Below are 25,845 nucleotides of genomic sequence, written 5' to 3' on the forward strand. Positions count from 1 at the left end.
CAGCAACTCCTTTTGAATATGTGAAGAGGCTCGCCAGCGTTATGACACCCGGCCATGACAGCAGGATGACACCATGATCCCCGGATCCTTTGCCCTGATCGACGATCCTCTGCTGGCGCTGAAGGTGCGTTGTCAATGGATCCGCCATGCCCGCGAGCGGATCCAGGCGCAGTACTACAGCTGGGAAGAGGACAGCAGCGGCAAGTTGCTGCTGAGCGAGCTGCTTCACGCCGCTCGGCGCGGCGTCAAGGTGCAGCTGCTGGTGGATGATCTCTATGCCGGTGACAACCGCTTTCTGGAAATGGTGGCTCACTACCCGGGGATCGAGGTGCGGCTGTTCAACCCCTTCTGGCTGCGGGGCTGGCGCCCGCTGGCACTGCTGCTGGAGGGGCTGCTCAGCTTTCGCCGCATCAACCACCGGATGCACAACAAGCTGCTGCTGGTGGATGGCAAGCAGGCGCTGATCGGCGGGCGCAACATAGGCGATCGCTACTTCGGTCTGGATCCGCAGGCTCCCTTCGTGGATCTCGATCTCGCCTGTCAGGGGGGACTGTGCCAGCAGATGGTGCAGGGGTTCGAGCAGTTCTGGCACAGCCGCTGGAGTCACCCCATCCGCCATCTGCTGCGCCGCGAGTTGCTGCCCGCCGAAATAGAGGTGGTCAACGACTTCCTGTTCACCATGACGGATCCGGCGGTAGCGACGGTCTACGATCTGCCCGCGGCGCTGTTTGACGAGAGCGATGTACCGCTGCAGTGGCACGAGGGGCGGGCAGAGGTGTGGTTCGACCGTCCCGGCAAGGGGCTTATCTCCCGTCCCACCACCGCCCGTCAGCTCTGGCGCCAGCTGGCTGACAATCCTGGCTCGCTGGGGTTGGTGACCCCTTACCTCATCCTTACTCGCGGGTTCCGGCACCGTCTGGCGCGGCTACGCCAGCAGGGGGTCGCCATCGACATTCTCACCAACTCGCTGGCCAGCACCGATGTGCCGCTGGTCTATGGCGCCTATCAGCGCTATCTCGGCTGGTTGCTGCGGCGCGGGATCCGGGTCGCCGAGTTTGACCATGGCCACGGCAGCCTGCACGCCAAGCTGATCCTGCTGGGGGAAGAGCGGGCGCTGTTTGGCAGCCTCAACCTCGATCCCCGCTCGCTCTTTCTCAATACCGAGCTGATGCTGCATCTGCACTGCCCGCCGATCTGCGAGGCGCTGCGAATGTGGCTGGCTCGCTGGCAGGAGCAGGCGGGTGGATTGCCGCGCAAACCCGAAGGGTGGTCAAGGCGACTGATAGCACGCCTGAGTGACTGGTTGCCCCTGCGCCGTTGGCTGTGAGGCGGCCATTTTTTGTGCGAGATCTCGCAAAGCCTTGTAAGCCATTGCTGATACCCTTTGCGGGTGAATAACCATGCATGAATCTATCTTGCTGTTTTATAACAATTTAGTGGTGATGATAAGGCTGTTTTTTGTACTCTGATGTGAATGGAATTAGCATAAAAACGTTTTTTATTTTGTTTTTATGCGTAATATTTCAGTTGCAAGGACAAACACGGTGGCTTGTCTGCCGTGTGGATGAAGGTTGTAACGGGTAGCTGGTCGGTTGCATTGCTGCAATTGGCGCACACTTCAGATGGGTCGCGAACTATCGGAAAGTGAAACAGAGACCCGGCGTGGCCGGACTCCAATATGGAACATGCTATTTGCGAGGGGGTGACATGGACATGTCACCCCACTTTTTTGGCCGCTCGCCACCGTTTACCTTTTCCATGAGTGTTGCTCATCGCAAGAGCCGCAGAGGGCAAGGCAATAAAAAGAGGGCCGCAATAGCGGCCCTCTGTCTTATCTGCCCAGTGGGTTAACCGGCCTTGACGCTGCGGCGACGCTGCAGCCAGACGATCGCCCCGAACAGCAGGAAGCCCGGGATCCACATCCACTCCTTGGTCCAGCGCTCGGTCGGCGCCTTGACGGTGAGGATCTCCTGATCGAACTCTAGTCCCATGGTGGCGGCCGGGCTGCCAAAGGCGACGTTGTCGATCAGCGTCTTGCCATCCTGCTCATAGAGGCTCAGCCCCAGATTGGCCAGCCGCTCTTCGCCATTTGCCCCATCCGGTACGGCGACCAGCAGGGTGAACTTGCGTGGCTTGCCCACTGCATCTTCACCGAGGATCCGCAGCCGCAGGGTGCTCTCCGCCTCCACTTCACCCATGGTTTGGGCCAGCTGGGCAGGCGGGGTCTCGCGATAGGGATCGTGCACCATGTCCATCCAGAAACCCGGGCGGAACAGGGTAAAGGCGACCAGTAACAGCAGCACGCTCTCGTACCAGCGGCTCTTCACCAGGAACCAGCCCTGAGTGGCGGCGGCGAAGATCAGCATGGCGATGGTCGCCACGATGAAGATCAGCACCCCGTGGGCGAAGTCCACGTCGATCAGCAGCAGATCGGTGTTGAAGATAAACAGGAACGGCAGCGCTGCGGTACGCAAGCTGTAGTAAAACGCCGTGATCCCGGTCTTGATGGGATCGCCCTTGGAGACAGCCGCTGCCGCGAAGGAGGCCAGCCCCACCGGCGGCGTCACATCCGCCATGATGCCGAAGTAGAAGACGAACAGGTGCACCGCGATAAGCGGCACGATCAGCCCGTTTTGCTGCCCCAGCGTCACTACCACCGGTGCCAGCAGGCTGGAGACCACGATGTAGTTGGCTGTGGTCGGCAGCCCCATGCCGAGGATCAGGCTCAGCAGGGCGGTGAGCAGCAGCATCAGTAGCAGGTTGCCCATGGAGAGGAACTCCACCAGATCCGCCAGCACCAGACCAACCCCGGTCTGGGAGACAGCACCCACGATAATCCCCGCGGTGGCGGTGGCAATGCCGATACCGATCATGTTGCGGGCGCCTGCGACCAGCCCTTCCCGCAGATCCACCACGCCGTCAGCGACGGTGCCGTAGTCGTGCTTGCCGTCCTTGCGCAGCCAGTTGAGCAGCGGGCGCTGGGTCAGCAGGATGATCACCAGCATCACGGTACCCCAGAAGGCCGACAGCCCCGGCGAGAGGCGTTCCACCATCAGGCACCATACCAGTACCACCACCGGCAGCAGGAAGTGCAGGCCGGAGAGCAGCACGGCGCGGGTGTTGGGCAACTCGGTGAGCGGCTTGTCGGGATCTTCGGCAGGCAGTGGTTCATTGCTGGCGGCGATCTTCAACAGGGCCACATAGGTGGCAGCCAGCAGTACCGAGATCCCCGGCAGAGCGTAGTCACCCAGTGCAGGTTTGAGCCAGCCGAGGCCATAGTAGACCGCCAGTGACAGGCCGCTGATGAGGGCCGCGCCAAAGGCAAAACCGGTCAGGCGACGCAGCCAGGGTTTGGGTTGATGGTTGCCGATGGGCTGCATGCCCAGTTTCAACGCCTCCAGATGGACGATGTAGAGCAGCGCTATGTAGGAGATGGCGGCAGGCAGGAAGGCGTGCTTGATGATCTCCACATAGGGGATGCCCACGTATTCGACCATCAGGAAAGCCGCAGCCCCCATCACGGGTGGCATGATCTGGCCGTTGACCGAGGAGGCCACTTCGACCGCCCCCGCTTTCTCTGAACTGAAGCCCACCTTCTTCATCATCGGGATGGTGAAGGTGCCGGTGGTCACCACGTTGGCAATCGACGAGCCGGAAATCAGGCCGGTCAGGCCGGAGGCGACCACTGCCGCCTTGGCCGGGCCGCCACGAAGGTGACCGAGCAGGCTGAAGGCGAGCTGGATAAAGTAGTGACCGGCACCGGCCCGCTCCAGCAGGGCGCCGAACAGCACGAACAGAAACACGAAGCTGGTGGAGACGCCAAGGGCAATGCCGAACACCCCTTCGGTAGTGATCCACTGGTGGTTGGCCAGTGCGGTAAAGCCTACCCCGCGATGTGCCAGCAGTCCCGGCATCCAGGGGCCCGCCAGGCTGTAGATCAGAAAGACGATAGCGATGACCGCCAGTGCCGGCCCCAGGGCGCGGCGCGCCGCTTCCAGCAGCAGCGGAATGCCGATACAGGCGGTCACCAGATCGGCGGTGGTGAGGGTGCCGGGACGCAGCGCCAGTGCTTCATACATCACAAACAGGTAAGAGGCGGCGCCAGCAGCGATCAGACCGAGGGCGATATCGCCGAGGGGGACCCGATCCCGCGGCGAGGAGCGAAATGCCGGGAACACCAGAAAAGCGAGTAACAGGGCGAAGGTGAGGTGAATGGAGCGGGTTTCGGTGTCATTGAGTACGCCAAACCCCACCATGAAGGGGAGTGGCGAGGCGATCCAGAGCTGGAACAGCGACCAGGCCAGCGCCAGCGCGGTGATGAGCCAGCCCATGATGCCCAGCGGCAGGCGAGCGCCCACATCTTGAGCGATCAGTTCCTCGGTAGAGAGTTGTTTATCTTGCATAGGGTTAACTTGTGCCAACGAGTACAACAAGAGCGACACCCGCCCCCGCAATCAGGCGGCAGACGGGTGTCGAAGAGAGTGACAAAGGCCCCGGGGCCTTCAATCAGAGCCAGCCGCGCTCTTTGTAGTAGCGGGCAGCCCCTTCATGCAGCGGTGCAGAGAGACCTACCTTGATCATGTCGGCCTCTTTCAGGTCGGCAAAGGCAGGGTGCAGGCGCTTGAAGCGATCCAGGTTGTCGAACACCGACTTGACCAGCTGATAGACCACTTCCGGATCGGTTTTGGCGCTGGTGGAGAGCACCGCTTTGCCACCGATGGAGGGGGTCGGCTTGTCGCTGCCCTTGTAGATGCCGCCCGGGATCTCGGCCTTGCTGTAGTAGCTCTTCTCGGCCAGCAGCTTGTCGATGTCGGCGCCGGTCACAGGTACCAGTACTGCATCTGTTGTGGTGGAAGCTTCCTGAATGGCGCCGTTCGGGTGACCGACGAAGTAGCTCATGGCGTCGATGTTGTTGTCACCGAGGGCGGAGGCCTGTTCGGCCGGTTTCAGCTCGGAGACCAGACCGAAGTCACCCTTTTTCCAGCCTTTGACCGCCATGATCTCTTCCATGGTGTCACGCTGGCCGGAGCCCGGGTTGCCGATGTTGACGCGCTTGCCCTTCAGATCGTCGAAGCTGGCGATCTTGGCATCGCGGCGAGCCAGGATGGTGAACACTTCGCTCTGCAGGGAGAAGACGGCGCGCATATCGTCCATGGCCCCTTCGGCCTGGAACGGTGGCAGCCCCTTCATCGCCTTGAACTGGTGGTCGGATTGCATGATGCCGAAGTTGAATTCACCGCTGCGGATGCCGTTGACGTTGGCAACACCGCCGCCACTGGCCGGGGCGTTGCACTTGATCTGGTGATCGGCGGCGCCGCGATTGAGGAAGCGGCAGATGGACTGGCCAGCGACATAGTAGACGCCGGTCTGACCGCCGGTGCCTATGGTCACGAAGCGCTCCTGTGCTTGTACCGGACCACCGAATGAAACACCGACCAGAGCCGCCGACAGGGCGCATGCCAAAGTTAATCCTTTCATTTTTTCTCCCTTTTCTTTGATTTTGTTTATCCGATCCCCGGATAAATTGATGGCAATCCCGTTCTGCGCCGGGCTTGCCCGCTCTTCTCGTTGCGCGAAAGCGGGGGAGTTGATCACCCCCTTTCCGGCAGTCACCCTCATCCTGTGGTGAGGCTACCGACCTCCTGTCGGTCGAAGATAAATTGGCCCCTGAGGGGCCAAATAAAAAGTTGCAAGCACTCCGATTAAGCACATTCACCCAACATAAATCAAACGAAATGGCAAAATAGCGGAGTTAAATCTTGAGAAACATGACCTCGATCATTCATTTTCTTGCCGAAGATTAATTTGATATGGAGGGAAATGGAAGAGGGAAAAACTACGAGAGGATTCTTATGCGGCCCTTGAATGACAAGGGCCGGAGTCATGAGAGATCAGTTGGTCGGGGTGGCCAGATCCAGGATAAAGGCGTATTCCAGCGCGATATCCTCGTAGGCTTTGAAGCGGCCGGACTTGCCGCCGTGGCCGGCGTCCATGTCGGTGTTCAGTAACAACTTGTTATCATCCGTCTTCAGCTCGCGCAGCTTGGCTACCCACTTGGCGGGCTCCCAATACTGCACTTGCGAGTCGTGCAGTCCGGTGGTTACCAGCAGGTTGGGGTAGGCTTGCGCCTTGACCTGATCGTAGGGGCTGTAGCTCTTCATGTAGTCGTAGTAGGGCTTCTGGTTCGGGTTGCCCCACTCGTCATACTCCCCGGTGGTGAGGGGGATCGACTCGTCCAGCATGGTGGTGACCACATCGACGAATGGCACCTGCGCCACCACGCCGCGATAGAGTTCGGGCGCCTGATTGATGACGGCCCCCATCAGCAGGCCGCCGGCGCTGCCGCCCATGGCGTAGACCTGATCCCTGGCCCCGTAGCCTTGCTCAACCAGCGCCTTGGTGACATCGATAAAGTCATTGAAGGTGTTCTGCTTTTTCAGCAACTTGCCATCTTCGTACCAGTGACGGCCCAGCTCTTCACCACCCCGGATATGGGCGATGGCGTAGACGAAGCCTCTGTCCAGAAGGCTCAGGCGCGAGCTGCTGAAGTCGGGATCCATGCTGGCGCCGTAGGATCCATAGCCATAGACCAGCAGCGGATTCTTGGGCGCATCGGCCTGCTCTTTCTTGAACTTGTCCTTGCGATAGACCAGCGACACCGGCACCGATACACCGTCGCGGGCGGTCACCCAGAGTCGCTCACTGGCGTACTGGTCGGCCTTGAAGCCGGCCACCGGCTGCTGCTTGAGCAGGGTGCGCTTGCCGCTCGCCATATCCAGCTCATAGGTGGAGGCGGGGGTGGTCATGGAGGAGTAGCCATAGCGCAGGGCGCTGGTATCCGGCTCCGGGTTGTAGGCAAGCCAGGTGACATAGGCGGGATCGTCGAAGGCGATCTCCTTCTCGTCACCGCTCTGCCAGTTGATCTGGCGCAGTCGGGTCAGCCCCTTGTTGCGCTCTTCCAGTACCAGCCAATCCTTGAACAGGGCGTAGCTCTCCAGCAGCACCTCCGGATTGGGGGCGATCACCGCCTTCCAGCGATCCACCGGGCTCTCCTTGGTCTCGTAGAGGCCGAAGTTCTTGCCATCCTTGTTGGAGCGCACATAGAAGCGGCCGCGGTAGTGATCCAGGCTGTATTCGTGATCCACCTGACGGGGCAGGAACAGGCGTGGGGCGTGCTCCGGCTGGTTGGCATCGATCAGCCGCGCTTCGCCTGTGGTGGTGCTGGAGAGGGCGATGACGATGAAATCTTCCGAAGTGGTAGCGTAGAGGCTGATGTAGAAGGAGTCATCCTTCTCTTCATAGACCAGCTTGTCCGTGGCCGGATCCGTCCCGAGCGTATGGCGATAGACCTGATAGGGCAGCAGGGTCTGCGGGTGCTTGCGCACATAGAAGACGGTCTTGTTGTCGTTGGCCCACACCAGATTGCCGGAGGTATTTTCCAGTTTGTCGGTGGCCCACTGGCCGCTCTCCAGATCGAGGAACTGGATCTGGTACTGACGGCGGGAGAGGAAATCTTCCGCCACCGCCAGCCAGCGATTGTTACGGCTCACCTCAAGGGCGCCGAGGGCATAGAACTCGCGCCCTTCAGCCCGCAGGTTGCTGTCGAGCAGCAGACTCGACTGCTCTTCACCGAGCTTGGTGCGCGAGTAGATCCCGTACTCCTTGCCCGGCTCATAGCGGGTCTGGTAGCGGTAGCCATTCTTCACATAGGGCACCGACTCATCCTGCTGGGGGATGCGGGCGACCATCTCTTTGTAAAGCTGTTCGCGCAGGGGTTGGGTCGGCTTGAGCATGGCCTCGGTATAGGCGTTCTCGGCCTTGAGATAGTCCAATACCTCGGGCTTCTGCCGCTCGTCGTCACGCAGCCAGTAGTAGTTGTCGATGCGGGTATCCCCGTGTTTTTTCAGGGTGCGGGGATGTTTGGCGGCCACGGGCGGCTGGATTGGATGTTCGCTTGTCAGCATGGCGGGCTCTTCATTGGCATAAGTAGGGGGGAGAACTGTCAGAAAGGCTAGCAGCAGAACTCCTCGGGAAAAGGTAAACATGTCGCATCCTTGGCGCTGGAAAGGGTTGGTAGACCTGAGCATCGGCTCCATGAATTGGCGTTAAATCTGCCCCTTGTTGCCGGTGGTTGCAAGCAATCCCTTGTTATTGCAGGAAATGTAATCAAAAAAAGCCGCTATCTCGTGATAGCGGCCCTCTTTCTGGCCATGAGCGGCAAGAGTCCGCTCAGGTGTGCCTCACATGATATGGGAGTGCCCTCTCATGACCAGTTTTCGTCAGCCTGGGTAGCTCGACCAGCTGTTGGTCGCGCCCTCGTTGCTGATACTCAGTACCTCATAGGGATGGCCCGGAATATCCATGCCCGGCGCACTCTGGGGCATGCCCGGAATGGTCAGGCCACGGATTGCCGGTTTTTCCCTGAGCAGCTTCTGCACATCGGCGGCCGGTACATGCCCCTCGATCACATAGCCATTTACGATACCGGTATGGCAAGAGGCTAGTTCAGGCGCGATACCGTATTGCTGCTTCACTGCGCCGAGCTGTTCGGTTTCGATGACCTCCAGTTCGAAGCCATTCTGCTCCATGTGCTCGTTCCAGCTTTGGCAGCAGCCACAATATTTGGATTTGTAGACGGTCATCTTCTCGGCCGCGAGGGCCGAAAAGCTGACGGTACCGGCCAGCATGGCCAGTAACAGGGGTTTGTACATCACTCACCTCAGATTGAAAGAAAAGATGCCCGATACGGGATGCGTTTCAGATCCGGGTGCGTGGGGGACGTTCGAGCCGCTCGCACGGAGCGTCCGGCATAAAGAGAGAGGGGGAGGCGAAGTCGGGGGTATCCGGTTCCAGCACGGCGACCGTCAGGCTGTCGCTGCCTACCAGCGTCATCGAGAGGGCGGTGGTAAAGCTGCCGCAGGGCATCGCTTTTTCCAGGGTGCGCTCGCTCTGGCTGCAGTGGGTAGTCAGGGTACAGAGGTCGGTTGCGGCCCGGCTGCCAAACGACATCAACACCAGCACCAGACTCCACAAGGGGAGCCAGCGACGGGCGTGAGCGAGTTGGCGACGGGTGAGAACCATGGAATGACTCGAAAATAACAAGGGGCACATGGTAACCCTGTGCCCCGGGGGAGGGTCAAGCTCTCCCCATAGTGTCAGTCAGCCAAGATTAAGGTTGCTGACGGGTCGCCGCCAGCACGATCTCGCGCACGCAGACGTTGGCAGGCTGGTTCCAGGCGTAGAGCACGGCATCGGCGATTACTTCCGGCGCAATGACGCCTCCCATCTGATCTTTCCAGTCGTGGTAACCGGCCTTGATGCTCTCGTCAGTGGTGTGGCTGAGCAGCTCGGTCTCGACCGCACCCGGTGCAATGGTCACCATCCGCACGCCGACATCGGCTACCTCTTCCCGGATGTTCTCGGTCAGGGCGTGCACGGCGAACTTGGTGGCGCAGTAGGCAGCATGGTTCGGGAAGGTCTTGCGACCGGCGATGGAGCTGATGTTGATGATGGTGCCGCTGCGGCGCTCCTTCATGCCTGCCAGCACTGCGTGGACGCCGTTCAGCACCCCCATCACGTTGATGTTGAGCATCTGCTGCCATTCGGCGGGATCCTGCACATCGGCCTGACCCAGCAGCATGACGCCGGCGTTGTTGACCATGCAGCCGACCGGGCCAAATTTGGCTTCTGCCTGCTGGACGGCGGCTTTCATGGCGGCGGTGTCGGTCACATCGACCCCGATGCAGAGGGTATCGGGCAGGTTCAGTGCCTGCATCGGCTCGACCCGGCGGGCCAGCAGTAGCAGCGGATGACCGGCGGCAGAGAAGGCACGGGCGATGGCGGCACCGATCCCGGCGGAGGCACCGGTGATCACGACGAGAGATTTGGACATGGGTCTTTCCTTCTGATTCAAGAGTCGGTTTGAGCAAACAGGTGGCTGGCCAGCACGGAACCCAATCACTATAGTCACTGCATCTATAAGTGATAAATATTGTTTTCCGCTGGTTATCATCTGAAAAAACTATGGTTGGTTTATGCTGGACTTGAGATTGCTGCGTTTCTTCATCGCCATCTATGAAGAGAAGAACATCACGGCGGCGGCCGAGCGCTGCCACGTCAGCCAGCCCTCCCTCTCGGCGGGGTTGCGCCAGCTGGAAGAGGCGCTCGGTGACAGCCTGTTTGTCCGGGGCAAGAAGGGGGTGGTGGCGAAAGATCCGGCCCACTATCTCTATCCTCACGCGGTCAAGCTGGTGGAGGAGGCGCGCCGTCTGCCGGAGCTGTTTCGCCAGAAAGCGACGCGTGCGAGGCTCAATATCGCCATCATGCCGGACTTGAGCCGCCGCCGGGTGGCCGGGCTGCTGCAGCAAGTACAGCGCGTGTTGCCGCAGCTGGATCTCACTCTCTCCGATTACACCACACCCGCCGACTGCCGCTTGACGCTGGATGCCTTGCGCCGGGAGGACGAGATCTTTCTGCCGCTGTGGGAGGAGGATTACGTGCTCTGCGTGCCGGTCGATCACCCCCTGGCCAGTCGCGAAAGGATCGAGCTGGCCGAGCTGCAACATTATGATTTTATTGAGTGCCCGCCCTGCGAAGCCCATCAGCAGACTATCGGCCTGCTGGCCTGTGACCGCCTTACCCTCAATCTGGTGGCCAAGGCCGAGAGCAAGGGGCTGGTGATGGCGCTGGTGCTGGCGGGGGTCGGCATCAGTTTTCTGCCGGACGGGCTGGTCGAGGATGAGGCGGGGCTCTGTACCCTGCCGGTGAGCGGGCCGCGGATGTTTCGCCGGATTGGGCTCTGCTATCCCGCTCACCAGACCCTCAATCCGGCACTGCGGGAGCTGATCCCCGAGTTGGCAGGCTATGGCGCTTCCTGATAAGGTCGCTCTCCTGTGCACCTTTACGATGCAGCTCCCCAGACTCCCCTTTTCTGTTTACCTCGCCTTGCACCGCAAGGCTTTGTTCGGGTGATGTGGTCATGAAACGCATTCTGGTTATTTTTTCCCATCCCGCGCTGCAGAGCTCGCGGGCCAACAAGCAGCTGTTGCAGGCGATTGAGGGGCTGGAGGGGGTCACGGTTCACGACCTCTACCAGCACTATCCCGACATGTTTATCGATGTGAAGCGGGAGCAGGCGCTGCTCTGTGAGCACGACATTATTGTCTTCCAGCACCCGTTTTACTGGTACTCCTGCCCGGCCATCATGAAGGAGTGGATGGATCTGGTGCTGGAGTATGGCTACGCCTACGGCCCCGAGGCTCATGCCCTCAAGGGCAAGCAGTGGCTGAGTGCCATTACCACCGGTGGTGCGCCGGAGTCCTACTGCAGCGAGGGGTACAACAGCCGGCCGCTGCTCGATTTTCTGCTGCCCTTTCAACAGGCGGCCAGATTGTGCGGCATGAACTGGTTACCGCCCTTTGTGCTCCACTCGTTCCACAAGATCAAGGATCCCGCCGCCCTGCGCCGCTGCGGGCAGGACTACCGCCAGCTGCTTTGCGCCTTGCGTGACGATCAGCTGACCCCGGAGCAACTGGCCGGGCGCCCTTATCTGCGCGACTTGTTGGAGGTGCTCTGATGAAACACTGGCAGCTTGCTGGCCGAGCTTATGAGCCGGATCTGATGTTCACACGGAGGGCTGACTGATGGGCCACGGGATCCTGTTTGATGCCTTTATCTACCTCTCCGCCGCCGTTATCGCGGTGCCGCTGGCCAAGCGCTGGGGGCTGGGCTCGGTGCTCGGCTACCTGCTGGCGGGGATCATCATAGGCCCCTTTCTGCTGGGGCTGGTGGGGGAGCAGAAGGACGTGATGCACTTCGCCGAGTTTGGCGTGGTGCTGATGCTGTTTCTGGTTGGGCTGGAGTTGCGTCCGGCCCTCTTGTGGCAGCTGAAGGGGCCGATCCTCGGCACCGGTGGCCTGCAGGTGCTGCTCACTACGGCGGCACTGACCGGCGTGGCGCACCTGATCGGTCTGCCGCTGCAACAGGGGCTGGCCATCGGCCTCATTCTGGCGCTCTCCTCCACCGCCATCGTGTTGCAGAGCCTGCAGGAGCGTAAATTGATGCAGAGCGAGAGCGGTCGCTCCGCCTTTGCGGTGCTGCTGTTTCAGGATATTGCGGTCATTCCGATCCTGGCGCTGCTGCCACTGCTGGCCATGGCGCCGGTCGCCAGCAATGGCGGTTCCGAGCTGGCGGGGTGGCAACATGGTCTGCTGGTGGTCGCGGCCATCTCCGGCATCGTGCTGGGTGGCCACTACCTGATGCGGCCGGTATTTCGTGCCATCGCCCAGTCCCATATGCGGGAGATCTTCGTCGCCGCCGCCCTGCTGCTGGTGATCGCTATCGCTGTGTTGATGGAGTCGGTGGGGCTTTCGCCTGCACTTGGCTCCTTCCTCGCCGGTGTGGTGTTGGCCGACAGCGAATATCGCCATGAGCTGGAGGCCGACATAGAGCCGTTCAAGGGCTTGCTGCTCGGCCTCTTCTTTATGTCGGTGGGGGCGGGGATCGACTTCGGGCTGTTTGCCGAACACCCTTTCCTGATACCCACTCTGGTGGTTGGCCTGATGGTGCTTAAATGGCTGGTGTTGATGGCACTCGGCTTCATCATCCGCATCTCGCCGAGCCAGCGTTGGACCTTCGCGCTGGCGTTGGCGCAGGGGGGCGAGTTTGCCTTCGTGCTCTTCTCGTTTGCCGCCCAGAACCGGGTGCTGCCCGGTGAGACCATCTCACTGCTGACGCTGGTGGTGGCACTCTCGATGGCGCTCACCCCGCTGCTGCTGATCCTCAACGATCGGGTGATCCAGCCCTGGTTCGATTACCGTAACCAGAGCGACGCGCCGCAGCATGAGCAACCTGAGCTGGTGGAGCATCCGGTGATCATCGCAGGCTTCGGCCGTTTCGGTCAGATCGTGGGGCGTCTGCTGCATGGTCACGGCATCGGTACCACCATCCTCGAGCAGGATGCCAGCCAGATAGAGACCCTGCGCAAGTACGGCTATCAGGTCTTCTATGGCGATGCCAGCCGGATCGACCTGCTCCATGCCGCAGGGGCGCACAAGGCGAAGCTGCTGGTGCTCTCCATCAACGATCCGGCTACCTCGCTGGCGGTGATCGAGATGGTGCAGAAGCACTTCCCGCACCTGAAGATCCTGGCGCGAGCGCTGGATCGACCCCATGCCCACGAGATCCTGCGCCACGGGGTCGAGAGCGTGCACCGGGAAACCCTGGGCTCGGCGGTCGATCTGGGGGTGGAAGCCCTGACCCAGCTCGGTTTTCGGGCCAACCAGGCCTGGCGGGCGGGGCAGACCTTCAAGCAGCACGATAACTGGCTGTTGCGCGAGCAGGTCAACTATCTGGATGACGAACACACTTATATCAACAAGAGCCTGCAATACCGGGAGATCCTCTCCGATCTGTTGCAAGACGATGAGGAGGGGCAGGAGCGTATCCATGCCCACAACTGGAACAGCGGGCTACCCGACGACGACAAGGAAGCAAAATGATTGCCTATTACCCCATGTTCAAACACCTGCATATGACGCTGGCGCTGGTCAGTCTGCTGCTCTTTATCTATCGCTGGAGTCTGGCGCTTGCTGGCAGCGATCGGTTGCAGCAGAAGTGGCTGAAGATCCTGCCGCATATCAACGACACCTTCCTGCTGCTGTTTGGTGTGTTGCTGGCGGTGGCCTTGCAGTTGAGCCCTGGTCAACAACCCTGGCTGATGGCCAAGCTGGTTGCACTGGTGCTCTATATCGGTCTGGGTGTCATGGCGCTCAAGCGCCCGGCCCGCGGTCAGAAGCTGGTGGCCGGTGTGGCGGCACTGGCGGTGTTTGGCTACATGGTCGGCGCGGCCATCACCAAGTCAGCCTGGTCGTGGCTGATGTGAGCAAAAGGGGAGAGCTATGCTCTACCCTGAAATCATATTCTGTGATGAATTAATTAATCGGAGTTTTATGCTAACAATAAATCGCAAGATAGAACTTTCATTTGAGGGATTTCTGGCTAATTTTAGCCTCTAGCGGCTCCTTTTTTGAGTGCATTGTCTTTATAAATCAATTGTTTAGTGTGTTTTGTATGAAAATGGCGACAGTTGTCGCAGCAAAACTTGCGACATAGACTGTCGCAAGTCACGACTAGCATACAGTCAACGCTAAACCAGTGAAGGCAAGCACCATGAGCAAGAAGCTGTTACGACAACTGACCTTGGCGCGTTGCATCCCGCACCGCCCTTACAAGCTGACCGCCAGCCAACTCCAGGTAAAACTGGAAGAGGAAGGCATCCACGTCAGTCTGCGTACCGTGCAACGGGACCTGGAGGAGATGTCCGGCATGGGACTGTTCGACCTCACCTCGGACGAACGCAGCAAACCCCATGGCTGGTGCTTCGAGCGCCACGGCCTCAACGACTTTGCCAATATCATGCCGCTCTCGCTGGCGGTGGCCCTGAAAACCTGGAGTGATCAGGCGAGCCAACTGTTGCCGGCGAGTGTACTGACCGAATTGAATCCGCTGGTCGACAAGGCGAGCCAGGTGATCCGCGACAGCCAGAGCGAACTGGCCGAACGCTGGCTGGAGAGTGTCCATCAGTCACCGCGTCCGTTTGCCGGCAACCCGGAGATCCGCCGCAGCACCCTGATCCGCGATGCGCTCTGGCGTGGTCGCAAGTTCAGTGCCGAGATCCAGCGCGTGATCAAAGAACGCACCGTGTGGCTCTGCTACGATCGTATCAACCCGCTCGGCATTCTCAATCAGCCGGACGGCCCGATCCTGCTCTGCACCCTCTCCGAGTTGGATCCCAAGGTCTACGGCATCCCGTTTGACCATATCAAGAACGTGGAGCTGACCAACTTCAGCGCCACCCAGCCGAAGGATTTCAATATCCAGAAGCTGATCCGCGATCAGGGTTATCAGGATGTGAGCGGTCCGATCCGCTTCGTCGGCCGGATCGATGCCAACAGCCAGTCGCTGGTGGATAACCAGATCCCCGGCAACAATCCGCGCATGACCCGCTATGACAAGCGCAGCGTGGTGGTGGAGACCGAAGTGCAGGACACCCCGGAGTTTCGCAGCTGGTTGAACAACATCGGAGGTGAACTGGAGGTGCTGGCACCGGAATCGCTGCGCAAGGCCTATCTCAATCCGGCCAATCGCTTGAGCTGATTAAAAAATTGGAATGTTGAAGAGTCGAGCCTGGTCTCGGCTCTTTTTTTTGCGGTTTTTTTAAGCATATTTATTCAACTAATTTTTAAGTCTTAACGTCAGGATTGAACCGTTTTCCTGCCTCGTTTTTGGGGGCGAAACCCGTGTAAGAGATCTGCCATAGCGACTGTAAGAGGCTGGCGCTTTGAGCCGTACGCGAAGCCATGCCAGAATGATCGAACTTTCCCGTGAAACTAAATAAATGACTGATATTAAAGGGTTAGTTTTTAAGTTCGTTTTTTGAGATGGGAGCTGCATCGGATCTTTATCATCGGATGGCCCTTGTTCGGGGTGCGCATTTCCTTAGTATTGGTCTCACAAGGACGGAGCTGGTCCGGCAGGATGCAGGGCAGCGCATAAAGATGGAATAGTCCGCAGGATGTGGACAAGGGACACCTCAGGATGAGCTCGATAATCAGGACGATTATCGTCACGGATGAATAAAGGAACACCGCGGGATGCGGCAGGACACTCTCGGGATGGGAGCAGAACGAACGGAACATCGTTCTTCAGGATGAACAGGACCTCGCCGGATGCGAGAGGAATACTTCAGGATGAAGTGAGATAACCCGGATGGTTATCTGTCAGGAAGACGCAAGGAACCCCACAGGACGTGGTAATGGACACCTCCAGGATGGAGACAGGGAAGCAGTTCAGGATGAATTGCCAGGCCGGGAACGCCGCAGGACACGCCAACGGATTGGAAAGGGGATATTCCAAAGGATTAGGATAACGTCAGGGATTGCAGGGAGCATTGCAGTTCTACGGACAGGACGACACGACTCTAGGGGACGGCTACCGCCGTCCCCTTTTCTTTTATGGTTTTTCCGAGAGATTGCCGCGCTGGGCGGCGTTGACGATCTCTTGCAGGCGCTGACGAATGTCGACCATGCCAAACACGCCAAATATCAGCACAGTGACAAACTCGGTCTTGGTGACCTCGAAGTAGCGTTTGCAAGCTGCCTTGATCATGCTGGCCTGCAGCCAGTGCAGCAGGGCGACGATCACGCCGCAGACCGGCAGAAAGCCGTTGAGTTTGCCGGGCAGCGGGGCAATCAGGCTCATCAGCACGCCAAACCAGAAGAACAATATCAGCCCCATCGCCAACAGATTAAAGACTCGCTTCATTGTTTACCTCCCGCAGATAGAGTTGATAGCAGACCTGACCTGCTTGTTTGTCCTTGAGCAACTGCCAGCTGGCTGGCAGCGCCAGATCGGCCATCTCTTTTTCCCGTTCCAGATAGATCAGGGCATCCGGTGCCAGCCAGCCGCGCTGCTCCAGCAGCTCGCACACTTGCGGCAGCAGCTCGCGGCGAAACGGCGGATCGAGGAACACCAGATCGAAGGGAATGGCGGGGCCTTGCAGCCAGCTCACCGCATCAGACTGGATCACCTGACCCTGACTGCTGCCGAGGGCGGTCAGGTTCTTCTTGAGCTGGTCGGCGGCCCCTTTGTCCATCTCGATCAGGGTCACTTGTTCGGCATAGCGCGACAGCGCCTCCAGTCCCAGTCCGCCACTGCCGGCAAACAGGTCGAGGCAGCGGGTGCCACGGATGTGGGGAGCCAGCCAGTTGAAGATGGTCTCCTTGACGCGATCCGTGGTGGGTCTGAGCCCCTCCACATCCTTGACCGGCAATTTGCGGCCTCGCCACTGGCCGCTGATGATTCTTACAAAGCCCGATTTTCCTTGCGGGGCGGGACTCTTGCTCGGGTTGCTACGGCTGGATTTCACTCTGGGCATCGCGTTTCATCGTCAGAAAATAAAGTGGTAGTATAAGGCGGTTCATTTTTATGCCGACCCGCCAAGGGACGGCTATCTTAGCAGTCAGCCAACGAAGTGAGTATTTTTTAGATGGCAAAAGGTTTGTTTTCCTGGCTGGGTTTCGGCCGCAAGAAAGAAGAGGCTGAGGCTGTCCAACCACAGACACCCCAAGCCACCCCCGTTACCGTTGAGCCCGAGGTCGCTGCTACCCCCGCTCCTGTTTCCGATACCACTGTTTCCGATAGTACGCCGGCCGTTGCCCCCGAAGTGCCTGCCAGCGCACAGAATTCCGTTTTGCAAGATGATTGCTGTCTGCCGACCGAGCTGGACGACCACGGCCCGCTGGTGGTGGAGGAGTGCGCCTCCGATCTGGAGCCGGTGATCGTCAACGAAGCGCTGATCGCCGAAGAGGAGCGTGCCGCTGAAGCCGCTCGTATTGCTGCCGAAGCCCGCGCCGCGGAAGAATCTCGCATTGCCGCCGAAGCTCGCGCTGCGGAAGAGGCCCGCATCGCTGCCGAAGCCCGCGCTGCAGAAGATGCTCGTATCGCCGCCGAGGCTCGCGCTGCAGAAGATGCTCGTATCGCCGCCGAGGCTCGCGCCGCAGAAGAGGCCCGCATCGCCGCCGAAGCTCGCGCCGCGGAAGAATCTCGCATTGCCGCCGAAGCTCGTGCTGCGGAAGAGGCTCGAATCGCTGCCGAAGCCCGCGCTGCGGAAGAGGCTCGCATTGCCGCCGAAGCCCGCGCCGCGGAAGAGGCGCGTATTGCTGCCGAAGCTCGCGCCGCGGAGGAGGCTCGTATTGCTGCCGAGGCTCGCGCTGCGGAAGAGGCTCGTATTGCTGCCGAGGCTCGCGCCGCGGAAGAGGCCCGTATTGCTGCCGAAGCCCGTGCTGCGGAAGAAGCCCGTATCGCTGCCGAGGCTCGCGCCGCGGAAGAAGCTCGCATTGCCGCCGAAGCTCAGGCTGCGGAAGAAGCCCGTATCGCCAAAGAGGCCCAGCGAGCGGAAGATATGCGCCTGGTCGCCGCGATGGAGGCTGAGGCCGCCGCCCTGGCAGCCCTGCCGCTGGCCGCCAAGGTAGACGACGACACCCAGGACAAACCGCAGCGGGAGGGCTTCTTTGCTCGCCTCAAGCGCAGTCTGGTGCGCACCAAGGAGAATATCGGCTCCGGTTTCTTCGGCCTGTTCCGTGGCAAGAAGATCGACGACGAGCTGTTTGAAGAGCTGGAGACCCAGTTGCTGACCGCCGATCTCGGCGTCGACACCACCACCCGCATCATCGAGGGGCTGGTGCAGCACGCGGATCGCAAGCAGCTCAAGGATGCCGAGGCGCTCTACGGTTTGCTCAAGCAGGACATGGGCGAGATGCTGGCCAAGGTCGAGCAGCCGCTGGTGATCGACACCAGCAAGAAGCCTTATGTGATCCTGATGGTCGGCGTAAACGGCGTCGGCAAGACCACCACCATCGGCAAGCTGGCCAAGCAGTTCCAGGCTGAAGGCAAGAGCGTGATGCTGGCGGCGGGTGACACCTTCCGTGCCGCAGCGGTCGAACAGCTGCAGGTTTGGGGTCAGCGCAACAACATTCCGGTGATTGCCCAGCATACCGGTGCCGACTCCGCTTCCGTCATTTATGATGCCATCGAGGCCGCCCGCTCCCGCGGGGCTGATGTGCTGATCGCCGACACCGCCGGTCGCCTGCAGAACAAGAGCAACCTGATGGAAGAGCTCAAGAAGGTGGTGCGGGTGATGAAGAAGCTGGATGAAGAGGCGCCCCACGAGATCATGCTGACGCTGGACGCCGGCACCGGCCAGAACGCCCTGAGCCAGGCCAAGCTGTTCAGCGAGGCGGTTGGCCTGACCGGCATCACCCTCACCAAGCTGGATGGCACGGCCAAGGGCGGCGTCATCTTCGCGGTGGCCGACAAGTTCCAGATTCCGATCCGCTATATCGGGGTGGGCGAGGGGATCGACGATCTGCGTCCCTTCGTTGCCAACGACTTCATCGAGGCGCTCTTCAGTCGCGATGAATAAGTCCGGCCGCGATGAGTCAGCTCAGCCGTGATGAGTAAGTGTTCCATACCCCGACTCCGGTCGGGGTTTGTCAATTTCAGGGAACCGTTATGATTCGTTTTGACAAGGTCAGCAAGGTATACAGCGGCGGCCATCAGGCGCTGCAAAAGGTCAGTTTTCACCTGCGCAAGGGAGAGATGGCCTTTCTGACCGGGCACTCGGGGGCGGGCAAGAGTACCCTCCTCAAACTGATCAGCGTGATGGAGCGCCCGACCGATGGCCGCGTATTCTTTCATGGTGATGATGTTAGCCATATCCAGCGCAGCCAGATCCCCTATGTTCGCCGCCAGATCGGGATGATCTTTCAGGATCACCGATTGCTGATGGACAGAACCGTGTTCGACAACGTGGCGCTGCCGCTGGTGATCGATGGCTACAGCCACGCCGATATCAACAAGCGGGTCGCGGCGGCGCTGGACAAGGTGGGGTTGCTCGGCAAGGAGCGCTACCAGCCGCGGATGCTCTCCGGTGGTGAGCAGCAGCGGGTCGGCATCGCCCGTGCCATCGTCAACAAGCCGCCGCTGCTGCTGGCGGATGAACCGACCGGCAACCTGGACCCCCAGCTCTCCATGGATATCATGCGGCTATTCCAGGAGTTCAACAATTTTGGGGTCTCGGTACTGATTGCCACCCACGATCTGGGGCTGATCGCCCGTATGCGCTATCGCACCCTGACCCTCAAGGCGGGCCGCATGTATTCGGCCGGGGAGGAGCTCTGATGGCTATCGTTCGTCATAAACAACCGCCGCTGCGCCGTCTGATGATGTACGGGGTTGACCATGTGCGGCAGGCGTTTGCCAGTCTCGGGGAGCTGTGGCGCAATCCGCTCGCCTCACTGATGACGCTGGCGGTGCTCGGCGTCAGCTTGGCACTGCCCTCTTGTTTCCACGTGTTGCTGAAAAACGCCGAGGTGGTGGAGGGGAGCTGGCAGAGCAGTTCCCAGATCTCTCTTTATCTGCGCAAGGATCTGCCGGAGCAGAGCATTCTCGATCTGCAGCACAGGATCCTGCTCTATCCCGAGGTGGATTCGGTCACCTACCTGAGCCGTGACGATGCGTTGCGGGAGTTTCGCGAGATCTCAGGCTTTGGCGATGCCCTCGATTATCTGGACAGCAACCCGCTACCGCCTGTGCTGAGCGTCATTCCGGATCCACGCTGGCAGAACCCGGAAGGGGCCGCCGAGCTGCTCAGCAAGCTCAACAACGAGGTGGGGGTCGAACAGGGCAAACTGGATCTGCAGTGGCTGACTCGGCTGCAGGGGATCATGAACCTGCTGCGCCACACCATTACCGGTATTGCGGTGCTGCTGCTCTCCGCCGTGTTGCTGATCGTCGGCAATACCCTGCGTCTCAACATCCTCAACCAGCGTTCCGAGATTGAAGTGCTCAAGCTGGTGGGGGCGACCGATTCCTTTATTCATCGTCCTTTCCTCTATACCGGAATCTGGTTCGGGGTGATCGGCGGCATGCTGGCCTGGTGGCTGACCGAAGTGATGGTGATCTGGAGCGAAGGGGTGGTGAAGGAGCTGGCGGGCTTGTATAACAGTAACTTCCGGCTGGTTGGCATGGGAGCGGTAGACGGGATCAATCTGATCTTGCTGGGCGCCCTGCTGGGGCTGATTGCCTCCTGGTTCTCGGTCCATCGCCACATTCGTGACATCGAACCATCCTGATTACTTTGTCATCAAAGTAAATCGCTGGATTTTGAGAGGCGGATCAAGTAAAAGAGGGGCCGTTTCTGGCTTGGCCCCCATAGTCAGAGTATTCTGAATAACAATGATCTTCCGGATCTTCGCTAGATCCAGTGAACCTTCTGATTTATAAACAGTCTATTAAAGCTGAAGCATTTATACGGGTGTGGCCCCTCTGCCTTGCTCGTCAGACTTGGCAAGCATGTGAAGGTTGCGAGCTCCGCAACAATGGACTTAGCATGCTACTTTTCGGGGGTCCTTCATTGTGACCCCCTTTTTTTGACTGTTCATTCATGATTCATCCTGCAGGCTTAAGATAAGCCGGTCTAAAACTGGGCATGTTCTTTGATACACGCCGCAGAATGGCATCCGGTCAGTAGACAGACCCTCTCAGGGTGTTAGACTGATTCGATTGAAAAGTAAGAGGTAACAGATGGGAACTTCATTGCAGCGCACTATGGCTCTGATTCCGCAAGGTAGTCTGGAAGGCTATATCCAGGCAGTAAACTCGATTCCTGTGCTGAGCGCAGAGGAAGAGCGTGAACTGGCTGAGCGTTTGCAGCAGGATGGCGATCTCGAGGCTGCTCGTCAGCTGGTTATGTCGCATCTGCGCTTTGTCGTTCATGTCGCCAAGAGTTATGCCGGTTACGGTCTGCCTCAGGCCGATCTGGTTCAGGAAGGCAACATCGGCCTGATGAAGGCGGTCAAGCGCTTCGACCCGACGGTCGGCGTGCGTCTGGTCTCCTTTGCCGTGCACTGGATCAAGGCCGAAATCCACGAATATGTCCTGCGCAACTGGCGCATGGTCAAGGTGGCGACCACCAAGGCCCAGCGCAAGCTCTTCTTCAACCTGCGCAAATCCAAAAAGCGTCTGGGATGGCTGAACCACGAAGAGGTTCAGGCCGTGGCGGCCGATCTCGGCGTTTCTGCCGCTGATGTGACCGAAATGGAAGCGCGGATGGCCAACTACGATCAGGCGTTCGATCTGGTGGGTGACGATGAGGAAGAGGGCGGTTTCGCTCCGGTTCACTATCTGGAGGACAAATCCTCCGATCTGGCAGCGACCATCGAGAATGACAACTGGGACGATCACGCGACCCGTCGTCTGAGCTCGGCCCTCGCCACTCTGGATGAGCGCAGCCAGCACATCATCCGCGCCCGCTGGCTCGATGATGACAGCAAGACCACTCTGCAGGAGCTGGCCGATACCTACGGCGTCTCTGCCGAGCGTGTGCGTCAGCTTGAGAAAAACGCACTCAAGAAGCTGAAAGATGCCATGGAAGCCTGATGCTTCCTCTCATAAAAACAGGGCCTGATGGCCCTGTTTTTGTTTCGCAAGGATCTGGTCGGCCTTGCTTTGGTTACCCTTGAGTGTGTTATGTTGCCGCCACTGCCACATTAGGGAGAGCAGAAGTGAAACTGTTGAACGACCTGTTTACCAACAACCGTGAGTGGGCCGAACGGATCAAAGCCGAAGATCCCGCTTTCTTTGCCACTCTTTCTGCCCAGCAGGCCCCCGAATACCTCTGGATTGGTTGTTCCGACAGCCGGGTCCCCGCCAACCAGCTGATGGGCTTGCTGCCCGGGGACGTCTTCGTCCACCGCAACGTCGCCAATCTGGTGGTACATACCGATTTCAACTGCCTCTCCGTGCTGCAATACGCGGTAGAAGTGCTCAAGGTGAAGCACATCATCGTCTGCGGTCACTATGGCTGCGGCGGCGTCAAGGCCGCGATGCAGAATCAGGAGCTGGGTCTCATCGACAACTGGCTGCGCAACATCAAGGATGTCTACTTCAAATATGGTGAAGAGCTCGAGGCCATCGAGGATGAGCATGAGCGCTTCGACTACCTGTGCGAGCTGAATGTGGCCGAGCAGGTCGCCAACGTCTGCCACACCACCATCATCCAGAACGCCTGGCGCAAGGGGCAGGAGCTGGCGGTGCATGGCTGGATCTACGGGATCAAGGATGGCTTGCTGCACGATCTCGATCTCTGCATCAGCGGCCCGGATCAGATCCCCGATGTCTATCGCGCCTGGCCGGACATGCGTCCGCCCCACCGTCGGCGCTAGGGAGCTTCACCGTGGCGCCAGCCCTCTATCTGCAGATCAAGCAGCACATTCTGGACGGGATCCGCGAACGCCACTATCAGGCGGGGGACAGGATCCCGACCGAAGCGGCCCTGTGCGAGCAGTTCACCGTGAGCCGGATGACGGTCAACCGGGCGCTGCGGGAGCTGGTGGCGGAAGGGTGGCTGGTGCGTACCGCCGGTTCCGGTAGCTTCGTGGCGGACAGGCGCACCGAGTCGCCGCTGCTGGCTATTCGCAATATTGCCGACGAGATCGCCGAGCGTGGCAGCGAGTACAGCGCCCGGGTGATCCGGCTGCAGCGACTGGCTGCCGACGAGAAGGTGGCGGTACAACTGGGGCTACGGGTTGGCGCCCCCATCTTTCACAGCCTGATCGTCCATCAGGCCGATGGCGAGCCGTTGCAGCTGGAGGAGCGCTTTGTCGATGCCGGGCGCCTGCCGGGCTATGGCGAGCAGGATTTTACCCAACAGACTCCCAACCGTTATCTGATGGATGTCTGCCCCCTCTCGGAGATGGAGCACGTGGTGGAAGCCGTGCTGCCGAGCGCCGGTGAGGCGGGATTGTTGCAGATCCGCGTAGATTCCCCCTGCCTGTTGTTGCACCGGCGTACCTGGTCGGAGGGGCATCTGGTCTCCTATGCCCGTTTGCTCTCCCCCGGTTCCCGCTACAAGCTAAGCTCCAAGACTCAGTTGGAGTGAATGTATATACAACTCGATTTTGCAAAGCCCGCCTCCTGGTGGGCTTTTTTGTGCTTAAACTCTAAGTTTGATGCTGTTATCAGGATGTGAATTTCGCTCTTCCTTTCGTCATAGAGATCGACTATAAGAATATGTATATACATTTGAGGTCACTATGAACAAGGAACTGTTGAACTGCGAGCGGGTCTGGCTCAACGTGACGCCCGCTACCCTGAATGATGAGCTGGCCGACTACGGCCTGCTGCCGCTCCACGCCATCGGCGTGAAGGATGGCAAGATCCACGCGCTGGTGCCGATGGCCGAGTTGAAGGGGCCGCATCCCGCCCATTGGCAGGATATGCAGGGCAAGCTGGTCACCCCCGGCCTTATCGATTGTCACACCCATCTGGTCTTCGCCGGCAGCCGTGCCGAAGAGTTCGAGCTGCGTCAGCAGGGGGTGCCCTATGCCGAGATCGCCCGTCGGGGAGGCGGCATCATCAGCACGGTGCGTGCCACCCGCGAGGCCTGCGAAGAGCAACTGTTCGAGCTGGCGCTGCCGAGGGTGAAATCCCTGATCCGCGAAGGGGTCACCACGGTGGAGATCAAGTCCGGCTATGGCCTGACGCTGGATGATGAACTCAAGATGCTGCGGGTGGCCCGTCGACTGGGAGAGGCGTTGCCGATCCGGGTCAAGACCACTCTGCTGGCGGCCCATGCGGTTCCGCCGGAGTATCGCGACGATCCCGACAGCTGGGTCGAGACCATCTGTCAGGAGATCATTCCGGCTGCCGCCGAGGCGGGTCTGGCCGATGCGGTGGATGTCTTCTGCGAGCACATCGGCTTCTCGTTGGCCCAGACCGAGCAGGTCTATCTGGCGGCGGATCAATACGGCCTGCCGGTGAAGGGGCATATGGATCAGCTCTCCAATTTCGGTGGCAGCACCCTCGCTGCCAACTTTGGCGCCCTCTCGGTGGATCATCTGGAGTATCTGGACCCGGAAGGGATCCTGGCGCTGGCCCACCGTGGCGTGGTCGCCACCCTGTTGCCCACCGCCTTCTACTTCCTCAAAGAGACCAAGCTGCCGCCGGTTGCCGCCCTGCGCAAGGCGGGGGTGGCGATGGCGGTATCCTCCGATATCAACCCGGGTACCGCGCCCATCGTCTCGCTGCGGATGGCCATGAACATGGCCTGTACCCTGTTTGGCCTGACCCCGCTGGAGGCCATGGTCGGGGTGACCCGTCATGCCGCTAAAGCGCTCGGCGAGCAGGATCGCCTTGGCCAGCTCAAGGCGGGCATGGCGGCCGATTTCCTGATCTGGCACTGCGCCCATCCGGCTGAGTTGAGCTACATGGTCGGCGTCGATCAGCTGGCAGGCCGCATCTTCAGCGGCGAGGAGACCCTCCATGGATAAGTTCAACCCGATCGACATGTCGCTCTGGCAGGGGCGGCAGGATCCGGAAGATGGCGAACTGGCCCTGCGCTGGCATGACAAGGTGCAGCCCTGGACCGCCGGGGCACAAGAGGCCGCCGGTGTGGTACTGCTCGGTTTTGCTTGCGATGAAGGGGTACGCCGCAACAAGGGGCGTGTCGGTGCCGCTGGTGCGCCGCAAGCGGTGCGCAAGCTGCTGGCCAACACCGCCTGGCATCTGAGTCGCCCCGTCTACGATGGTGGGGATGTGAGCTGTACCGATGGCAATCTCGACGCCGCCCACGGCCATCTGGCCGAGCGGGTCGCCGCTGCGCTCGAACTGGGCCACTTCCCGCTGGTGCTGGGGGGCGGCCACGAGGTGGCCTTCGGCAGCTGGAGCGGCCTCAACCTGCATCTGGCGGGTCAGGGGCGAGTCGGCATTATCAATTTTGACGCCCACTTCGACCTGCGGATGAAGCAGGAGCAGGCCAGCTCCGGCACCCCCTTCTTCCAGATTGCCGAGCAGTGTGCCGCTCAGGGCACACCGTTTCACTACGCCTGCCTCGGGGTAGCCGAGACCGCCAATACTCAAGCCCTGTTTGCCCGCGCCAAGGCGCTGGGTGTGTGGCATGTGCTGGACGAGGCGATGACCCAGACCGGGCTGCCAGCCTTGCTAAGCGGGCTGGACGCCTTTATCGCCGATTGTGATCACCTCTATCTGACCATCGACCTTGATGTGCTGCCCGGCGCCGTTATGCCGGGAGTGAGTGCCCCCGCCGCCCGTGGCGTGGAGCTGGCGGTGATCGAACCGCTGATCGCCCATATCCGGGCCAGCGGCAAGCTCAGGCTTGCCGATCTGGCCGAGTACAACCCGACGCTGGATCAGGATAACCGCAGTGCCCGTGTGGCCGCGCGACTGGTTCATCTGTTGACCCGTTAACCCTTTGGCCGCCCGTCG

Annotated in this window: 22 protein-coding genes; 14 read left to right on the forward strand and 8 right to left on the reverse strand. The window is 60.1% G+C overall.

Going from position 1 to position 25,845, the window contains the following annotated elements:
- Positions 1-73 precede the first annotated feature (73 nt).
- A complete protein-coding gene (locus ACTG2J_RS01580) occupies positions 74-1,327 on the forward strand; it encodes a phospholipase D-like domain-containing protein (RefSeq protein WP_425856124.1) in 1,254 nt (417 codons plus the stop codon).
- A gap of 520 nt (positions 1,328-1,847) precedes the next feature.
- Here ACTG2J_RS01580 and ACTG2J_RS01585 read toward each other — a convergent pair.
- From ACTG2J_RS01585 to ACTG2J_RS01610, 6 genes are all read right to left on the reverse strand, one after another.
- Positions 1,848-4,403, reverse strand: coding sequence for a TRAP transporter permease (locus ACTG2J_RS01585; protein ID WP_005357644.1), 2,556 nt, complete (start codon positions 4,401-4,403; stop codon positions 1,848-1,850).
- A gap of 103 nt (positions 4,404-4,506) precedes the next feature.
- Positions 4,507-5,478, reverse strand: coding sequence for a TAXI family TRAP transporter solute-binding subunit (locus tag ACTG2J_RS01590; protein ID WP_005339950.1), 972 nt, complete (start codon positions 5,476-5,478; stop codon positions 4,507-4,509).
- A 413-nt stretch (positions 5,479-5,891) separates the two neighbouring features.
- Complete coding sequence (locus tag ACTG2J_RS01595) at positions 5,892-8,045, reverse strand: S9 family peptidase (RefSeq protein WP_439989087.1); 2,154 nt, start codon at positions 8,043-8,045, stop codon at positions 5,892-5,894.
- Positions 8,046-8,279: 234 nt separating this feature from the next.
- Positions 8,280-8,711 carry a DUF411 domain-containing protein gene (locus tag ACTG2J_RS01600; protein ID WP_101531249.1) on the reverse strand — a complete coding sequence of 144 codons (432 nt, stop codon included), beginning with the start codon at positions 8,709-8,711 and terminating at the stop codon, positions 8,280-8,282.
- Positions 8,712-8,757: 46 nt separating this feature from the next.
- Complete coding sequence (locus ACTG2J_RS01605) at positions 8,758-9,081, reverse strand: hypothetical protein (RefSeq protein WP_005339955.1); 324 nt, start codon at positions 9,079-9,081, stop codon at positions 8,758-8,760.
- A gap of 88 nt (positions 9,082-9,169) precedes the next feature.
- Positions 9,170-9,892, reverse strand: a complete 723-nt coding sequence (locus ACTG2J_RS01610; RefSeq protein WP_005348556.1) for an SDR family oxidoreductase — start codon at positions 9,890-9,892, stop codon at positions 9,170-9,172.
- A 142-nt stretch (positions 9,893-10,034) separates the two neighbouring features.
- Between ACTG2J_RS01610 and ACTG2J_RS01615 the strand changes: the two genes are divergently transcribed.
- From ACTG2J_RS01615 to ACTG2J_RS01635, 5 genes are all read left to right on the forward strand, one after another.
- The gene (locus tag ACTG2J_RS01615) at positions 10,035-10,877 is read left to right on the forward strand and encodes a LysR family transcriptional regulator (RefSeq protein WP_005339957.1); all 843 of its coding nucleotides are present in this window, start codon (positions 10,035-10,037) and stop codon (positions 10,875-10,877) included.
- A gap of 101 nt (positions 10,878-10,978) precedes the next feature.
- The gene (kefF, locus tag ACTG2J_RS01620; RefSeq protein WP_335841734.1) at positions 10,979-11,575 is read left to right on the forward strand and encodes a glutathione-regulated potassium-efflux system oxidoreductase KefF; all 597 of its coding nucleotides are present in this window, start codon (positions 10,979-10,981) and stop codon (positions 11,573-11,575) included.
- 67 nt (positions 11,576-11,642) lie between these two features.
- Complete coding sequence (locus tag ACTG2J_RS01625; RefSeq protein WP_005357666.1) at positions 11,643-13,499, forward strand: monovalent cation:proton antiporter-2 (CPA2) family protein; 1,857 nt, start codon at positions 11,643-11,645, stop codon at positions 13,497-13,499.
- Positions 13,496-13,882 carry a SirB2 family protein gene (locus ACTG2J_RS01630; protein WP_005339984.1) on the forward strand — a complete coding sequence of 129 codons (387 nt, stop codon included), beginning with the start codon at positions 13,496-13,498 and terminating at the stop codon, positions 13,880-13,882. The genes ACTG2J_RS01625 and ACTG2J_RS01630 overlap by 4 nt, the downstream gene beginning before the upstream one ends.
- Positions 13,883-14,169: 287 nt before the next feature.
- Complete coding sequence (locus ACTG2J_RS01635) at positions 14,170-15,156, forward strand: helix-turn-helix transcriptional regulator (RefSeq protein ID WP_005339987.1); 987 nt, start codon at positions 14,170-14,172, stop codon at positions 15,154-15,156.
- Positions 15,157-16,011: 855 nt separating this feature from the next.
- Here ACTG2J_RS01635 and ACTG2J_RS01640 read toward each other — a convergent pair.
- Positions 16,012-16,323, reverse strand: coding sequence for a DUF1145 domain-containing protein (locus tag ACTG2J_RS01640; protein WP_439997102.1), 312 nt, complete (start codon positions 16,321-16,323; stop codon positions 16,012-16,014).
- A complete protein-coding gene (rsmD, locus tag ACTG2J_RS01645) occupies positions 16,307-16,936 on the reverse strand; it encodes a 16S rRNA (guanine(966)-N(2))-methyltransferase RsmD (protein WP_439997103.1) in 630 nt (209 codons plus the stop codon). Before rsmD ends, ACTG2J_RS01640 begins: the two co-directional genes overlap by 17 nt.
- Before the next feature lie 111 nt (positions 16,937-17,047).
- Here rsmD and ftsY point away from each other — a divergent pair, with 111 nt between their 5' ends.
- The 8 genes from ftsY to hutG all read left to right on the forward strand — a co-directional run bounded on the left by ftsY (position 17,048) and on the right by hutG (position 25,827).
- Positions 17,048-18,982, forward strand: coding sequence for a signal recognition particle-docking protein FtsY (ftsY, locus tag ACTG2J_RS01650; RefSeq protein ID WP_439997104.1), 1,935 nt, complete (start codon positions 17,048-17,050; stop codon positions 18,980-18,982).
- An 89-nt stretch (positions 18,983-19,071) separates the two neighbouring features.
- Positions 19,072-19,740, forward strand: a complete 669-nt coding sequence (gene ftsE, locus ACTG2J_RS01655; RefSeq protein ID WP_005339995.1) for a cell division ATP-binding protein FtsE — start codon at positions 19,072-19,074, stop codon at positions 19,738-19,740.
- Positions 19,740-20,693, forward strand: a complete 954-nt coding sequence (ftsX, locus tag ACTG2J_RS01660) for a permease-like cell division protein FtsX (RefSeq protein ID WP_005339996.1) — start codon at positions 19,740-19,742, stop codon at positions 20,691-20,693. The genes ftsE and ftsX overlap by 1 nt, the downstream gene beginning before the upstream one ends.
- 451 nt (positions 20,694-21,144) lie before the next feature.
- Positions 21,145-21,999, forward strand: a complete 855-nt coding sequence (rpoH, locus tag ACTG2J_RS01665) for an RNA polymerase sigma factor RpoH (RefSeq protein ID WP_005339997.1) — start codon at positions 21,145-21,147, stop codon at positions 21,997-21,999.
- A gap of 125 nt (positions 22,000-22,124) precedes the next feature.
- Positions 22,125-22,784, forward strand: coding sequence for a carbonate dehydratase (can, locus tag ACTG2J_RS01670; protein ID WP_005339998.1), 660 nt, complete (start codon positions 22,125-22,127; stop codon positions 22,782-22,784).
- Between the two features lie 11 nt (positions 22,785-22,795).
- On the forward strand, positions 22,796-23,500 hold the full coding sequence (gene hutC, locus ACTG2J_RS01675) for a histidine utilization repressor (RefSeq protein ID WP_026035093.1): 705 nt from the start codon (positions 22,796-22,798) through the stop codon (positions 23,498-23,500).
- 154 nt (positions 23,501-23,654) lie between these two features.
- On the forward strand, positions 23,655-24,890 hold the full coding sequence (hutI, locus tag ACTG2J_RS01680) for an imidazolonepropionase (RefSeq protein WP_439997105.1): 1,236 nt from the start codon (positions 23,655-23,657) through the stop codon (positions 24,888-24,890).
- On the forward strand, positions 24,883-25,827 hold the full coding sequence (gene hutG, locus ACTG2J_RS01685; RefSeq protein WP_439997106.1) for a formimidoylglutamase: 945 nt from the start codon (positions 24,883-24,885) through the stop codon (positions 25,825-25,827). Before hutI ends, hutG begins: the two co-directional genes overlap by 8 nt.
- Positions 25,828-25,845: the final 18 nt, after the last annotated feature.

Source organism: Aeromonas sp. 6P, from assembly GCF_051919525.1.
GTDB classification, from domain to species: Bacteria; Pseudomonadota; Gammaproteobacteria; order Enterobacterales; family Aeromonadaceae; genus Aeromonas; species Aeromonas veronii.